The organism is Frigoribacterium sp. SL97 (assembly GCF_026625765.1).
Classification (GTDB): Bacteria; Actinomycetota; Actinomycetes; order Actinomycetales; family Microbacteriaceae; genus Frigoribacterium.
In genome coordinates, this window is sequence record NZ_CP113062.1 from 17,108 (window position 1) to 32,240 (window position 15,133).

The 15,133-nt window shown below is 71.1% G+C and carries 11 protein-coding genes and 1 pseudogene; 6 read left to right on the forward strand and 6 right to left on the reverse strand.

Translation table 11 applies throughout. The annotated features are described in order from the left end of the window. Positions 1 to 38: 38 nt before the first annotated feature. A complete protein-coding gene (locus tag OVA02_RS00070; protein WP_055978265.1) occupies positions 39 to 761 on the forward strand; it encodes a metal-dependent transcriptional regulator in 723 nt (240 codons plus the stop codon). A gap of 143 nt (positions 762 to 904) precedes the next feature. Here the strand turns inward: OVA02_RS00070 and OVA02_RS00075 are convergent, their stop codons facing one another. The 6 genes and pseudogenes from OVA02_RS00075 to OVA02_RS00100 form a co-directional block, all read right to left on the reverse strand. Next, positions 905 to 2,125, reverse strand: coding sequence for an ROK family transcriptional regulator (locus OVA02_RS00075; protein ID WP_056049594.1), 1,221 nt, complete (start codon positions 2,123 to 2,125; stop codon positions 905 to 907). A 112-nt stretch (positions 2,126 to 2,237) separates the two neighbouring features. Continuing rightward, positions 2,238 to 4,521, reverse strand: a pseudogene (yicI, locus tag OVA02_RS00080) (alpha-xylosidase). Between the two features lie 25 nt (positions 4,522 to 4,546). Next, a complete protein-coding gene (locus OVA02_RS00085; protein WP_056049601.1) occupies positions 4,547 to 5,461 on the reverse strand; it encodes a carbohydrate ABC transporter permease in 915 nt (304 codons plus the stop codon). Continuing rightward, positions 5,461 to 6,459 carry a carbohydrate ABC transporter permease gene (locus OVA02_RS00090; protein WP_082454854.1) on the reverse strand — a complete coding sequence of 333 codons (999 nt, stop codon included), beginning with the start codon at positions 6,457 to 6,459 and terminating at the stop codon, positions 5,461 to 5,463. Before OVA02_RS00090 ends, OVA02_RS00085 begins: the two co-directional genes overlap by 1 nt. A 2-nt stretch (positions 6,460 to 6,461) precedes the next feature. Next, the gene (locus OVA02_RS00095; protein ID WP_055978261.1) at positions 6,462 to 7,757 is read right to left on the reverse strand and encodes an ABC transporter substrate-binding protein; all 1,296 of its coding nucleotides are present in this window, start codon (positions 7,755 to 7,757) and stop codon (positions 6,462 to 6,464) included. A gap of 125 nt (positions 7,758 to 7,882) precedes the next feature. After that, positions 7,883 to 8,899: a LacI family DNA-binding transcriptional regulator gene (locus tag OVA02_RS00100; RefSeq protein ID WP_056049604.1), complete on the reverse strand. Its 1,017-nt coding sequence runs from the start codon at positions 8,897 to 8,899 to the stop codon at positions 7,883 to 7,885. A gap of 229 nt (positions 8,900 to 9,128) precedes the next feature. Between OVA02_RS00100 and xylA the strand changes: the two genes are divergently transcribed. The 5 genes from xylA (at position 9,129) to OVA02_RS00125 (ending at position 15,077) form a co-directional block, all read left to right on the forward strand. Beyond that, a complete protein-coding gene (gene xylA, locus OVA02_RS00105; protein WP_055978258.1) occupies positions 9,129 to 10,322 on the forward strand; it encodes a xylose isomerase in 1,194 nt (397 codons plus the stop codon). Positions 10,323 to 10,463: 141 nt separating this feature from the next. Beyond that, entirely contained in the window at positions 10,464 to 11,609 is a 1,146-nt protein-coding gene (locus tag OVA02_RS00110) for a glycosyltransferase (RefSeq protein ID WP_056049607.1), read from the forward strand. A 59-nt stretch (positions 11,610 to 11,668) separates the two neighbouring features. After that, positions 11,669 to 12,361 (forward strand): TetR/AcrR family transcriptional regulator, encoded by a 693-nt coding sequence (locus tag OVA02_RS00115; protein WP_056049609.1) that lies wholly within the window; start codon positions 11,669 to 11,671, stop codon positions 12,359 to 12,361. Then, entirely contained in the window at positions 12,358 to 13,077 is a 720-nt protein-coding gene (locus OVA02_RS00120; RefSeq protein WP_267658968.1) for a hypothetical protein, read from the forward strand. Before OVA02_RS00115 ends, OVA02_RS00120 begins: the two co-directional genes overlap by 4 nt. Next, entirely contained in the window at positions 13,074 to 15,077 is a 2,004-nt protein-coding gene (locus OVA02_RS00125; RefSeq protein WP_056049616.1) for a YhgE/Pip family protein, read from the forward strand. Before OVA02_RS00120 ends, OVA02_RS00125 begins: the two co-directional genes overlap by 4 nt. Positions 15,078 to 15,133: the final 56 nt, after the last annotated feature.

Sequence of the window (15,133 nt, forward strand, 5' to 3'; positions counted from 1 at the left end):
CAGCAGGAGGCGCGGGTGGCGCCGCCTAGGATCGGACCATGCCCAGCGACCCGGCCAGCACGCGCACCACCATGGCCGAGGACTACCTCAAGGTCATCTGGAAGGCCGAGGAGTGGGCCGAGGCAGGAGTCGGCGCCGGCATCTCGACCAACGAGATCGCCGCGACGCTCGGCGTGAGCGCGTCGACCGTGTCGGGCAACCTCCGCAAGCTCGACCGCGACGGCTACCTCGACTACGAGCCCTACCGGCGCATCGCCCTGAGCGACGCGGGCCGTGCGATCGCCGTGTCGATGGTCCGGCGCCACCGGCTGATCGAGACGTACCTGGTCGAACGCCTGGGTTACGGCTGGGACGAGGTGCACGACGAGGCCGAGGTGCTCGAGCACGCCGTCAGCGATCGGCTGCTCGACCGGTTCGACGTCGAGCTCGGACACCCGACGGCCGACCCGCACGGCGACCCGATCCCCGCGGCCGACGGCACGGTCGTACGGCCTGCCGCCCATCCGCTGGGCGACTTCGTCGAGGGCGAGTGCGGCTTCGTCGTGCGCGTCTCGGACGACGAACCCGAGCTGCTGCGCTACCTCAGCTCGCTCGACCTGCGGGTCGGCGCCCACGTGCGCGTCGGCGAGCGTCGCGACTACGCCGGCTCGCTGCAGGTCGTGCTGACCGACGCGCACGACCGGGCGGTCGGCAGCGTCGAACTGGCCGGCGTCGCCGCGGCGTCGGTGTGGGCGAACTCCGAGCCGCACACGCACGCCTGACGCGGGGGCGGGCGGCCCTGCGTGCCCGCCTGCCCGCCTGCCCGCCCGCTTGCCCGCTTGCCCGCCACGAGGTGAGCAACCCGCCACCCGATTGCGTGGCGGGTCGTTCACTTCGTGGCGGGTCGAACGCCGCGAGGACGACGTCAGGAGGCGCGGGTCACGGACGCAGGGTCGGCCAAGACGGCGGCGAAGGCCAGTTCGGCCGCTCCGATCGTCAGCCGGTCCACGCCGAGCGCGGCTCGGGTGATCCGCACGTCGTCGCGGGCGCCGGGCAGGGACTGACCGCGGACCCGCTCGGCCAGGCGGCCGGGGTCGGCCGCGTGCAGCGATCCGAGGAAGCCGCCGAGCACGATCAGCTCGGGGTTGAACGAGTTCACGACGCCTCGCAGGGCCACGGCCAGGAAGTCGATCTGACGCCGCACCTCGACGGCCACGGGCGACCCGGGCTCGGCGCCGGCGAGCGCCGCGTCCAGCTGGTCGGCCTGACCACGGTCGAGTCCGGTGACGGTGAGCAACCGGGCCTGACCGACCTCGGTCTCGAGGCACCCCACGGCGCCGCAGTGGCAGAGCTCGCCGACGGAGTTGACGAGGGTGTGCCCGATCTCGCCGGCAAAACCCCCCACGCCGGTCACCGGACCGCCACCGATGAGGACTCCCCCGCCGACACCACTCGCACCGCCGTTCAGGAACACGAGGTCGTCGACGCCCCGCCCGGCCCCGAAGCGGCCCTCGGCGATCGCACCGAGCGACGCGTCGTTGGCCGCGCGGGTCGGCAGGCCGGTCGCGGACGCCACGACGGCCGCGAACGGCTCGTCGATCCACCCGAGGTGCGGGGCGAGCCGCACGACTCCCCCGTCGGACCCGACCAGCCCGGGGACCGCGAGACCCACCCCGAGCACCCGCACGTCGGGAGACAGCGCGCCGGAGCGCAGCCCGGCGATCACCTCAGCGGCGAGCGCCGCGGCCCGGGGCGCGCTGGGCACCCCGTCGGTCTCGCGACGGACTCGATGCTGCACGACGCCGTCGAGCCCGACCACGCCGACCGTGACGGCGTCGATCTCGGGGTTGACCGCGATCGCGACGACACGGGGGTCCGGCGCCACGACCGGGCTGGGCCGCCCGACCCGGTTGGTGCCGACCGGGTCGGTCTCGACGACGAGTCCCCGGTCGACGAGTTCACCCACGAGCGCCGCGATCGTCGACCGGTTGAGCCCGGTCGCCTGGGTGAGGGCCGACCGCGACGCGGCCCCGTCGGTGTGGACGATGCCGAGCACCGTCGCGAGGTTGTCCCGCCGGACCCGGTCGAACCGCGCACCGAGGTCGGGAGCCGCTGCGCCCTCACCGTCGCCCTGCTGAGTCGTCACGCCCGCGCCCCTTCGTCGGTCGAGGCTACCTCGACCTCGCCGGGCGGCGCGTCGAGGACGCCACGCCGCCCGGTGCCTGAGTCGCCCGCCGGCCCCGGCCCCGGCCCCGGCGTCAGACCTCGTCGACCCGCCAGCCGGTGGCGGCGGTGTCGACCGACACCGCGCCTCCTGACCGCGTGACGACGAAGTCGGCGGACTCGCCGGTGGGCGTGGTCACCGTGATCGAGCGGGTGCCGTCACCCCCGGGGAACACCCTCAGCACGAGACCGTCGAGGTAGTCGTGGTCGGGCCGGTCGTCCCGCGCGCCGACCGGGATCACCGCCCCCTCGCGCACGTAGAGCGGCAGGCTCATGACGTCGTGTCGCTCGGTGCGCCACGCCCCGGACCCCGCGTCGACGACCTCACCGGTGAACCAGTTCGTCCAGCGCCCGGCCGGCAGGTAGACCTCTACGGTGCCGTCGGCTGAGAAGACCGGTGCGACCAGCAGGTCGTCTCCGAGCAGGTACTGCGTGTCGACGTGGGCGGCGCCGCGGTCGCCGGGGAAGGCCAGGGCCATCGGACGCATGACCGGCAGTCCCGAGCGCGACGACGCGAGCCCGGCGGCGTAGAGGTAGGGCATGAGGGACAGCTTCAGCTTCGTGAAGCGGCGGGTGACCTCGACGGCCTCGTCGTCGAAGGCCCACGGCACCCGGTACGACGAGCTGCCGTGGAACCGGCTGTGGCTCGACAACAGGCCGAAGGCCGTCCACCGCTTGTAGACCTCGGCGTCGGGAGTCCCCTCGAAGCCGCCGATGTCGTGGCTCCAGAACGAGAAGCCGCTCATGGCCAGGGACAGTCCGCCGCGGAGGGTCTCGGCCATCGACTCGAAGGTGGACGTCGAGTCGCCACCCCAGTGCACGGGAAGCGCCTGACCACCCGTCGTCGCCGAGCGGGCGAAGACGACGGCGTCGCCCTCGCCGCGCACCTCCTCGAGCACCTCGAAGACCGCCTGGTTGTAGAGCTGCGTGTACCAGTTGTGCATGCGCTCGGGGTCGGAGCCGTCGTGCCAGACGACGTCGGTGGGGATGCGCTCGCCGAAGTCGGTCTTGAACGCGTCGACCCCCTGGGCCTGCAGCCGACGCAGGTGCCCCTGGAACCAGGCCGTCGCCTCGGGGTTCGTGAAGTCGACCAGGCCCATGCCGGCCTGCCAGAGGTCCCACTGCCAGACGCTGCCGTCGGGGTTCCGCACGAGGTAACCGGCCTCGGCCGCCTCGCGGAACAGCGCCGAGCGCTGACCGATGTACGGGTTGATCCAGACGCAGACGCGCAGGTCGCGCTCGTGCAGCCGGGCGAGCATGCCCTCGGGGTCGGGGAACACGCGGGGGTCCCACTCGAAGTCGCACCACTGGAACTCGCGCATCCAGAAGCAGTCGAAGTGGAACACGCTGATCGGCATGTCGCGGCGGGCCATCTCGTCGACGAAGCCCGTGACCGTCGCCTCGTCGTAGTCGGTCGTGAACGACGTCGACAACCAGAGGCCATACGACCAGGCCGGCACGTGGGCCGGCCGACCGGTCAGGCGCGTGTACCGGTCGAGCACGTCGGCGGGCGTCGGGCCGGCGATCACCAGGTAGCGCAGGGTCTCGCCCGCCACTGAGAACTGCACCCGCTCGACCGACTCGGAGCCGATCTCGTACGAGACGTGACCCGGGTGGTCGACCAGGACGCCGTATCCGCGGTTCGTGACGTAGAACGGGACGTTCTTGTAGGCCTGCTCGCTCGACGTGCCCCCGTCGGCGTTCCACACGTCGACCGTCTGGCCGTTCTTGACCAGCGGACCGAACCGCTCGCCGAGGCCGTAGACGAGCTCGCCGACGCCCAGCGAGAGTTGCTGCGAGACGTAGCTCGGCGCGAGGACGCGTCCGGTGCCGGCCCGGGCGTTGCCGAGCATCGCCCCGTCGACCTGGGCGTCCGCGGCGACCCGGTGGTAGCCGACCGACTTGTGGCCCGACCGGGTGAGCACGGTGTCGCCGTCGCGGAACGTCAGCTCGAACGGTGCCCCGCGACCGACCGTGGCCGTGAGGCGTCCCGAGGTCAGGGTCGCGCCTCCTTCGCTCGTCTCGACGACCCCGACCCCGGCGGGGCCGCCCTCGGAGCCCACCAGGTCGAACCCGATCTCGTCACGACCACCGGCGAAGTGCGTGACGTCGACGGCGATCACGCCCTCCATCGGCGAACTCAGCGCGATCGTGAGCGTCGGGCGGTTGAGGGTGTCGCCCCGCGAGCCGATCCACCTTGGTGGGTGCGGTGACCTCGATCGAGCGTCCGTCCGCCCGGGGCTCGACGTCGTGGGCCTCCTGGGCGAAGAGGGACTCGACCCCCGGGCGGATCTGCCAGAAACCGTCGGTGAACTTCATGTGGAGCCTTTCGGGGTGGAACGCGTCACTTGACCGCGCCGGCCGTGATGCCGCGGGTCAGGGTGCGCTGGAAGATCAGGAAGAAGACGAGCGTGGGGATCAACCCGAGCAGGGCCGACGCGCTCGTCGTGGTGACGTCCATCAGCCGGTCGCCCTGCAGGGCGGTGATGGCGACGGGGACCGTCTGGTTGCCGTTGGACACCAGGAAGGTGAGCGGGATGAGGAACTCGTTCCACGTCCAGATGAAGAAGAAGATCGCGAGCACCGACAGGGTCGGCCGACTGATCGGCACGATGACCCGCCAGAGGATCTGCCACCGACTCGCCCCGTCGAGCGACGCCGCCTCGAGCACCTCTTTCGGGAACGTGCCGTACACGCTCGAGAGCAGGTAGGTGCCGAAGGCGCTCTGGATCACCGTGAAGATGATGATGACCGCCCAGATGTTGTCGTAGAGGCCCACCTGCTTGAACATGAAGTACAGCGGGTAGAGAAGGGCCTCCTGCGGCAGCATGTTCGCGAGCAGGAACAGCACGATGATCCAGGTGCGACCGCGCACCCGGCCGATGCCGAGCGCGTAGGCGTTGAAGACCGAGATGACCACGGCGAACAGGGCCACCAGCCCGGCGATCACGAAGCTGTTCCAGAGCTTGGCCGGGAACTCGACGCGGTTCCAGAAGTCGACGAGGCCGTCGAAGTACAGCGACGTCGGCAGGCTGAGCGGCCCTCCGGTCGTGTAGTCGGCGGGCGACTTGAACGAGTTGACCAAGATCAACAGGAACGGCAGGGCGATCAGCACGCCGAAGGCGATCGCCGCGGCGAGGATCAGCCAGTCGGTGGCCGTCTTCTTGCGCCCCCGTTGCCTGGCCTTCGGGAGGCGCGGGCTGGGCACCGCGGGACGGATGCGGTCGTCTTTCACCGGCGGCACGACGGTCGTGGCCATCAGCGTTCCCTCTCTGCTCGTTCGACCCGGTTCTGTGCCCGGATGAAGAAGATGGTGATGACGACGATGACGAGCGTCAGCGCCGTCGCGATGGTCGCGCCGTAGCCGACCTGCTGGCTCTGGAAGAACTCGCTGTACGCGTAGTAGCTCGGCACGATCGTCGAGTCGCCGGGGCCGCCGCGGGTCAGGGCGTAGATCGGTCCGAACACCTTCAACGCGGCGATCGTGCAGGTCAGCACGACGACGAAGATCTCGGGGCGGATGATGCTCACCGTGATCGCCCGGAACCGCTGGAACCAGCCGGCGCCGTCGAGTTCGGCGGCCTCGTACAGCTCCGGGTCGACCCGTTGCAGTGCGGCCATGAAGATGACGACGGGATAGCCGAGCTGCACCCAGACCATTACCACCATGATGCTGAGCAGCGCGGTGTCGGGGCTGCCGAGCCAGTTGTGCTGCAGGGCGCCCAGCCCCACCGCGTCGAGGACGGTGTTGAGCGCGCCGTTCTCGGGTCGGAGTATCCAACCGATGACGATCGCGGCGATCGCCACGGGCAGGATCTGCGGCAGGTAGTAGGTCGCCCGCAGGAACGACGCCAGACGGCCGCCGAACTTCCGGCCGATCAGGTCGAACAGCATCGCGGCGAGCAGGAGGCCCAGCACGGTGGGGACCACCACCATGGCGATGATGAGGAAGACGCTGTTGAGGAAGGACGTCCAGAAGCGGTCGTCGCTCATCAGCTCGCGCCAGTTGTCGAGCCCCGCCCAGGTCGGCGGGCGGATGCCCCGGTAGTCGGTGAAGCTGAGGTAGACGTTCCAGATCAGCGGGACCAGGATCACGACCGCGAACAGGACGAAGCCGGGGATCAGGTACAGCCAGAAGCCCGCGCGGCGGGCTCCGGGCAGGAGGCTCTCCTCCGGCGGGAGGGCCGACGACGTGCGTCGGCCCTCGCGACGGGGGCGCGCCTCCCTGGCACCGGGGCGGGTGTCGAGGGAGGTCACGGCTACTTCCCGGTGATGTCGTCGACGCCGCTCTGGTACTGGTCGCCCAGGGTGGTGAGCATCTCGTCCGGCGTGGCGGTGCCGTTGACGAGCTCCTGGGTGCCGGCGACCAGCTGGTCGTAGAAGGTCGGCGTGGGCCAGTCCGGGTAGAACGCCAGGCCGTCGCGGTCGAGCAAGGTGTTGAAGTTCGCGATCAACTCCTGGCTCTTCGGGTCGGTGATGTCGGCCGGGTCGGCCTTCACCGGCACGCCGCCGTTGTTGCCGATGAGGTTCTGGATCTCGGGGCGCATCGTGATGTCGATGAACTCGTACGCGAGGTCCTTGTTGGCCGCGTTCTCGGGGACGACCCAGAGGTTGCCGCCCGACCCGGGTGCCATGTCGCTGCCGGGGAACAGGAACGTGCCCCAGTCGAAGGTCGCCTCGTCGGCGACCCGTCCGGCCCACCAGCTGCCGGAGACCATGATCGGCGCCCCGCCGCTCATGAAGGTCGTGCCCATGTCCTCGGCCTTGATGCCGGTGACGTCCTTCGAGATCCAGCCGTTGTCGACGTACTCCTTCAGCTTGTCGGCGGCGTAGGTCAGCTCGGGGCCCTGCCAGTCGACGTCGCCCTCGTAGAGCTGGTAGTCGTCGACGAACGAACGGTCGGCCTTCGAGAGGGCCAGCTGGTAGAACAACTGCCCGAGCGGGTACTCGCCACCGGCCTCGGCGAGCGGCGTGATGCCGGCGTCGGCGAAGGTCTGCAGGGCCGTCTCGAACTCGTCGTACGTCGTGGGCACCGCGATGCCCTGCTCGGCGAAGGCGTCCTTGTTGTAGAACACCTCGACGTACTCGCCGTAGTTCGGGATGCCGTACCAGCTGCCCGAGCCCATGACGCCCTTCTCGTCGTACTTCGAGGTCGTGGCGATCGACGGGGCGAGGTCGTCGTCCCAGCCGTACTCGTCGACGGCGTCGTCGAGGTTCGCGAGCAGCCCCTGGCTCGCGAGCAGGCCCGCCGTGGCGTTGCCCTTGTTGTACTCGAGGATGTCGGGTGCCTCGTTCGAGTTGAGCACCTGGCTCGCGGTCGAGCGGATCTGCTCGAAGCTCTTCTCCTCGAACTCGACCTTCGCACCGGTCTCTTCCTCGAAGGTGGCGATCGCCTGGTCCCAGGCGATGCCCATGGCGCTGGTCTCGCTCTCGAAGTGCCAGAGCTTCAGCACGTCGGGGTCGGACGACCCCGAGCTGCCTGCCGAGCATCCGGTCAGCAGCGCCGCGGTGGCCGCGAGGGCCGTCCCGACGGCGACGATGCGTCGTTTCTTCATGTGTCTACCTCCTCGTAGAGGCCCCGTGCCGATCGTCGAAGCGTTTCGACGATCAGCGTGGAGCGATGTGATCTGGCCGTCGGATGACGGTGGTGCGATGGTGCGGTGGTGCGGTCGGTAGGGGTTCAGGAGGCGCGGGCCGGCCCGGAGACCGAGCCCTTCGCCAGGTAGGTGGGCGCGATCAACTCGACGCCCGTGTCGAGATGACCGTCGATCCGCTCGAAGGCGGCCCCGACCGCCCGCGAGCACATCTCGTCGATCGGCAGCGGGATGGTGTCGAGGGCCGGCTCGAACTCGTCGGCGGGGTAGCTGGCACAGGCCGCCAGCACCGAGAGGTCGCGGGGGATCTCGAGTCCGAGGCGGCGGACGCGCTGGAGGACGGCCTCGGCGGTGGGCTCGCTGCAGTGCAGCACGAGCGCGGTCATGCCGGGCAGCCTCTCGCGGAGGTCGTCGAACGCCCGGACGGCCGACGCCCGCCCGAGGTCCGCCGCCACGGTCAGCGTCTCGACGCCGCGGCTGTCGGCCCGGCCCGCGAAGGCGTCGTCGAAACGTCGGATGAAGCCGGTGTCGCGCTCGCCGTACGAGGCCGGGTGACCGATGACGCCGATGGTCCGGTGCCCGGCGTCGGCCAGACGGTCGACGCTCTCGGCGGCTGCGGCCGCGAAGTCGAGGTCGATGCAGGCGAGGTCGTCGACGCCCTGCGGGATGCCGATGAACCCGGCCGGCAGGTCGAGTTCGCGCACGAGGTCGACGCGCTCGTCGACGGTCGCGACGCCGATCGCGACGACGCCGTCGACGAGGGAGCTCGAGGCCACGCGCCGGATGCCGGACACCTCGTCGTCGGTGGCGAGGAGCAACACGTCGTAGTCCCGACGACGGGCCGCCTCGACGACGGCGGTGACGAACCGCATCTGGGTGGGCTGGTGGTTGTCGGGCCGGATCGGCGCGCTGAGCGCCAGGATGTTGGTCCGGGCACCGGCGAGCATGCGGGCTCCGGCATGCGGCCGGTAGCCGAGCCGCTCGACGGCGTCGGTGACCCGTTGCCGGGTCGACGCCGCGATCGACCGCTTGCCGGACAGGGCGTACGAGACCGTCGAGATCGACACACCGGCGGCCTGGGCCACGTCGTGGATCGTCGTCATGATGACCTCGCTGTCGGTTGCCGAACGGGTGCGGAAGCGCTTCGACTGCCGCGGGTCGAGACACTACGTCAGCCGCGGCGGGGCGCGCAAGTCTTTTGTGGGAGCCCGCGACAAATGGCCCAGACCTCTTCCGAACCAGCGAAGGACGGGATATGTTGAGGCTCACAACATTCGCGTCGGGGCGGGATCGCCCCACGCGACCGACCCCTCGACCCTGGAAGGGACACCGATGTCCACCACCCCCACCCGCGAAGACAAGTTCTCGTTCGGCCTCTGGACGATCGGCTACAACGGCTCGGACCCCTTCGGCGGCCCGACCCGCCCCCAGCTCGACGTCGTCGAGGCCGTCGAGAACCTCGACCGCCTCGGCGCGTACGGCCTGACCTTCCACGACGACGACCTGTTCGCCTTCGGCTCGACCGACGCCGAGCGCCAGAAGCAGATCGACCGCCTGAAGGGCGCCCTCGACGCGACCGGGATCGTCGTGCCGATGGTCACCACGAACCTCTTCAGCGCACCCGTCTTCAAGGACGGCGGCTTCACCTCGAACGACCGTGGCGTGCGACGTTTCGCCCTGCGCAAGGTGCTCCGCAACATCGACCTCGCCGCCGAGCTCGGCGCGAAGACCTTCGTCATGTGGGGTGGTCGCGAGGGCGCCGAGTACGACAGCGCGAAGGACGTGCAGGCCGCCCTCTCGCGCTACAAGGAGGGCGTCGACATGCTCTCGCAGTACGTGCTCGACAAGGGCTACGACCTGCGCTTCGCGATCGAGCCCAAGCCCAACGAGCCCCGCGGCGACATCCTGCTGCCGACCCTCGGTCACGCGATCGCGTTCATCGAGACGCTCGAGCACCCCGAGATGGCCGGCGTGAACCCCGAGGTCGGTCACGAGCAGATGGCCGGACTGAACTTCACGGCCGGCATCGCCCAGGCGCTCTACCAGGGCAAGCTCTTCCACATCGACCTCAACGGCCAGCGCGGCATCAAGTACGACCAGGACCTCGTGTTCGGCCACGGCGACCTCCAGAACGCCTTCTCGCTCGTCGACCTGCTGGAGCACGGCTCGCCCCAGGGCGGACCGACCTACGACGGCCCGCGTCACTTCGACTACAAGCCCTCGCGCACCGAGACGATCGACGGCGTGTGGGAGTCCGCGGCCGCCAACATGCGGATGTACCTGCTCCTCAAGGAGCGCGCGCAGGCCTTCCGCGCCGACCCCGAGGTGCAGGAGGCCCTGGCCGCCAGCCAGGTCGCCGAGCTCTCGGTGAACACCCTCGCCGACGGTGAAGGCTACGAGCAGTTGCTCGCCGACCGCGCCTCCTACGAGGACTTCGACGCCGACGCCCACTTCGGCGGACACGGGTACGGCTTCGTGCGGTTGCAGCAGCTCGCCCTCGAGCACCTGATGGGCGCTCGGGGCTAGAGCCCGGCGCGTCGGCGTTCGCATCGCGAGCGCCGACGCGCCCCGTCCGGTCGGGCGGCCGACCCGGCGGCACCAGCAGGGGGTAGGAATCCGGTATATTACGAGCATTGCTCTGAAGACCGGCCGAACGGATCGACCTCGATGACTGCCCGCCCCTTGCGCCCCCGCCGCTCGGCGACCGATCGACCGTCGGTCGCCGTCATCGGCACCCGCGGCTACCCCAGCTACTACGGCGGGTTCGAGACCGCGGTGCGCCGGATCGCCCCCGCCCTGGTCGACGCCGGCTGGGACGTCACGGTCTACGGTCGCGACGGGTCGACCCGCGACGACGACCCCGCCCGCGACCGTCGGGTCACCTCCCGCCTGACGAAGGGCGTCGAGAGCAAATCGCTCAGCACCCTGAGCTACGGCCTCACCGCCGTCCTGGACGCCCTCATGCGCCGGCCCGACGCGGCCCTCGTCATGAACGTGGCCAACGGCTTCTGGCTGCCCTTGCTCAGACTGCGCGGCATCCCCGTCCTGGTCAACGTCGACGGCATCGAGTGGGAGCGTGCCAAGTGGGGACGCGCGGCGAAGACGGTGTTCCGTCTCGGAGCCAAGGCCAGCGCGCGCTTCGCGAACGGGCTGATCTGCGACGCCCGCGAGATCGTCCGGCGCTGGCAGGCCGACTTCGGCGTGGACGGCCTGTTCATCCCCTACGGCGGCGACCCGGTCCGCGACCTGCCGGTCGAGCCGGGCCAGCGACACCGCGGGTACGCCCTGGTCGTCGCGCGCTTCGTCCCCGAGAACACCGTCGTCGAGTTCGTCGAGGCGGCCCGCTCGATCGCCGAGCGGCACGACGTGGTCATCGTCGGCTCGACCGGCTACGGCGGCGAACTCGACGAGCTCGTGCGCGGACTGGCCGAGGCGAACGACCGCGTGACCTGGCTCGGCCACGTCAGCGACGACGATCGTCTGCACGCCCTCTGGCAGCACGCCGGGGCCTACTTCCACGGCCACAGCGTCGGCGGCACGAACCCGGCGCTGGTGCAGGCCATGTTCGCGGGGGCGCCCGTCGTCGCGCGCGACACCGTCTACAACCGCGAGGTGCTCGACGGAGCCGGCACCCTCGTGGCGCCCGAGCCCGCCGCCATCGCCGCCGCCGTCACCGCGCTGCTCGACGATCCGGCCGAGCAGGAACGCCTCAGCGCGGCGGCCCTTTCTCGTGCCGCGGACGCCTACACCTGGCAGTCCGTCTGCGACGCCTACGAGGAGGCGCTGAGAGCGACCCTGCCCCGCTCGCGCTGACCGACGATCCCCCCGCACAATAACTTGCACAAAGGTGTGCAAGATCGTACGATCGGGTCATGCCTGCCGCCGATGACCCCGTCCGCGCCACCCGTGCGCCACGCCGCGACGCCACTGCGAACCGCGACGCACTGATCTCCGCCGCGGCACTGCTTCTCAACCGCGACCCGTCCGTGTCGCTCGAGGCCATCGCCGCCGAGGCTGGCCTGTCCCGACGCTCGGTCTACGGCCACTTCGCCACGCGGGACGACCTCGTGCGCGAGGTCAGCCTGCGCGGTGCCGCCCGCATCGGCGTCGCCGCGCGACCGGCACCGATCGCGGACCCCGTCGTGCAACTCGCCTCCCTGGCCGCCCGACTCTGGGCCGAGGTCGAGCACGTGCGCGTCATGGCGCAGCTGACCGTGCGCGGCCCGATGGCCCACGAGGTCGGCGAGGCGCTCGCCCCGTTGCGGAAGACCGTCCGCGACGTCGTCCGTCGTGGCGTGGAATCCGGACGCATGCGCGACGACATCGCTCCCCACACGCTGGCCCACCTGGTGGAGGGCGCCGCCCTGTCCGTGCTCGACGAGGCCACGACGCAGCGGCTCAGCCGCTCCGAGGGCCACCGGCTCGTCATGCTGGCGGTGCTCGGCGTCGTCGGCCTCGACTGGCGCACCGCCGGCGACCTCGTCGCGACCGCCCCCGAACTCGCGCTCCCTCCCGAACCGGCGACCGGCGCCTCCTCGATGCCCCCGACCGGAGAACCCGCATGAGACTCGAACTGCACGACGTCGCGATCGGCGACGGTCCCGGCGCGGCACTCCCCCGGCTGAGCGCGGTCGCCGACCGCTGGGTCCCGGGCTTCGTCGCGGTCGAGACCGAGAACGCGCCCACCCTGGCGTCACTCGTCGCGTGGGGCCGCATGCGCCCCGAGACCGGACGGGTGACGATCGACGGTCGGGCGGACGACGCGGCGATCCGCGCCTCCTTCGCCCTCGTCGACACCCCCACCGTCGCCGAACCGTTCGCGGCCCTCACGGTCGTCCAGGTCGCCCGCGAAGAGCTCGCCCTCGCCGGGCTCCGCGCCGACAAGGCCTCGGCTCGTCTGCTGCTCGAGGAGATCGGGCTGGACGAGCACGAGCGGACCCGCCTGAGCGCCCTGCCCACCGAGCTGCGCGTCCGCCTGCTCTGCGAGTTGGCGGTGCTGCGCCCCGAGGTGCGCGGGCTGGTCGTGACCACCCCCGAACGGCACGGAGGCGACGTCGCCGCCTGGCTCTCGGTCGTCCACGACCTCGTCGGCCGCGACTACACCGTGTTGACCATCACCGGGTTCGCGGCCCTCGCGACGATCGAGTCGCTGCCCACGCCCGAGTTCGCCGCGGCCGGGACCGACGCCGTACCCGAGACCGACACCGCGCCTCCTTTCTCCCCTGACGACACCGCGGTCGCCACCACCCCCGACACCTCCGTCGAAAGCGACCAGCCGTGAAGATCTACGCCCTCGTCCGTTCCGAGCTGCAGCGCCTCACCGCCACCCCGCTCGCCCGCCTGGCACTCGTCGCGCTGATGACCGTGCCGCTGCTCTACGGCGGCCTGTACCTCTGGGCCAACCAGGACCCGTACGCCAAGCTCGACCAGATCCCGGCCGCCCTCGTGAACACCGATGCGGGCACCACGGTCGACGGCGAGACGGTGAACTACGGCGACGAGGTCACCGACCAGATCACCGACGGCGGCGACTTCGACTGGCACGTCGTCTCGGCCGCCCAGGCCGCGGCGGGCCTGCGCGACCAGACCTACGACTTCACCTTCACGATCCCGAAGGGCTTCAGCGACGACCTCACCTCGGCGAGCGGCGACGACCCGAAGCGGGCCCAGATCACCCTCGCGACGAGCGACGTCAACAGCTACCTCTCGTCCACGATCGCCGAGCAGGCGGCGAAGACCATCCGGGCCTCGGTCACCGAGAAGGTCGGCAAGGAGGCGGCGGGCCGCCTGTTGGTCGGCCTGGCCGACGTGCGCACGAACCTGGGCAGCGCGGTCGACGGGGCGAACCAGCTCGTCGCCGGCACCGGTTCGGCCGTCGCCGGCGCGAACCAGCTGGCCGACGGTGCGGCCGACGCGGCGACCGGGGCCCACACCCTCGCCGACGGGACGAGCCAGCTCAGCTCGGGGGCGTCCGCGCTGGACACGGGACTGCAGACGCTGAAGACCCAGACGACGGCCCTGCCCGCGCAGACCCAGACCCTGGCGGACGGTGCCGCCCAGGTGGCGGCCGGCAACGATGCCCTGGCCACCGGCGTGGCCGACGCTGCAACGACGAGCGCGACGGCCGCGGCCGGCCTGCCCGCCGCCCAGCAGCAGGCGCAGCAGCAGATCGCCGAAGCCCTGCGCCAGCAGGGTTACACCGACGAGCAGATCCAGCAGATCGCCGCGACCTTCGCCCCCGCGACCGAGTCGCTGACCACCGCCCTCCAGGACGCGAACACCCAGATCCAGGGGCTGAACACCCAGGTGGGGCAGCTCGCCACGGGTGCCGACCAGGTCTCGACCGGCGCCGCGACCCTGGCCGCCGCCACACCGGCCCTGACCCAGGGCATCTCGTCGGCCGCGACCGGCTCGTCGCAACTGGCCACGGGCGCGGCGAGCGCCGCCACGGGCGCCTCGACCCTCGCGACCGGTCTCGACACCCTGAGCAGCGGGTCCACCTCGCTGCGCGACGGCGTCGTCAGCCTCGACACCGGCACCACCCAGCTCCGCGACGGGCTGCAGAGCGGACTCGGCGAGATCCCCGCGAGCACCGACCGGACGCGCGACGACCAGGCGAGCGCCATCAGCGACCCGGTCTCGGTCAAGGACGCCGCCCTCACGAGTGCCGGCACCTACGGCGCGGGACTGGCACCGTTCTTCATCAGCCTCGCGGCCTGGATCGGCATGTACGCGCTGTTCCTGATCGTGAAGCCGATCTCGAAGCGGGCCATCACCGCCGTCAAGGCCCCCGTGCGCATCTCGCTGGCCGGCTGGCTGGCCCCGGTGGTGCTCGGCGTCGTGCAGATGGTCGCGCTCTACGTCATCGTCACCCAGGCGCTCGGCTTCGAGGTCGCCCACCCGCTCGGCATGATCGGACTGATGGCCCTCGCCTCGGCGGCGTTCGCGGCGATCATCATGACGCTCAACGTCTGGCTCGGCAGCGTCGGGCAGTTCCTCGGCCTGGTGCTCATGGTCGTGCAGCTCGTCACGGCCGGCGGGACCTTCCCGTGGCAGACCCTGCCCGCCCCGCTCGCAGCCCTCCACTTCGTGCTGCCGATGAGCTACGCCACCGACGGCCTGCGCCAGGTGATGTACGGCGGCAGCTCGGCCGCGGCCTGGGGCGACGCCGGCGTGCTGGCGGCCTGGCTGCTCGGCGCGCTCGTGCTGACCTGGGTCGCGACCTCCCGCATGACACGGGCGCGCACGATGCGCGACCTGCGGCCCTCGCTGATCGGCTGAGACCGCCGCTTCCGCCGAGGACGCAGGAGGCGCGGGTCGCGTGACCCGCGCCTCCT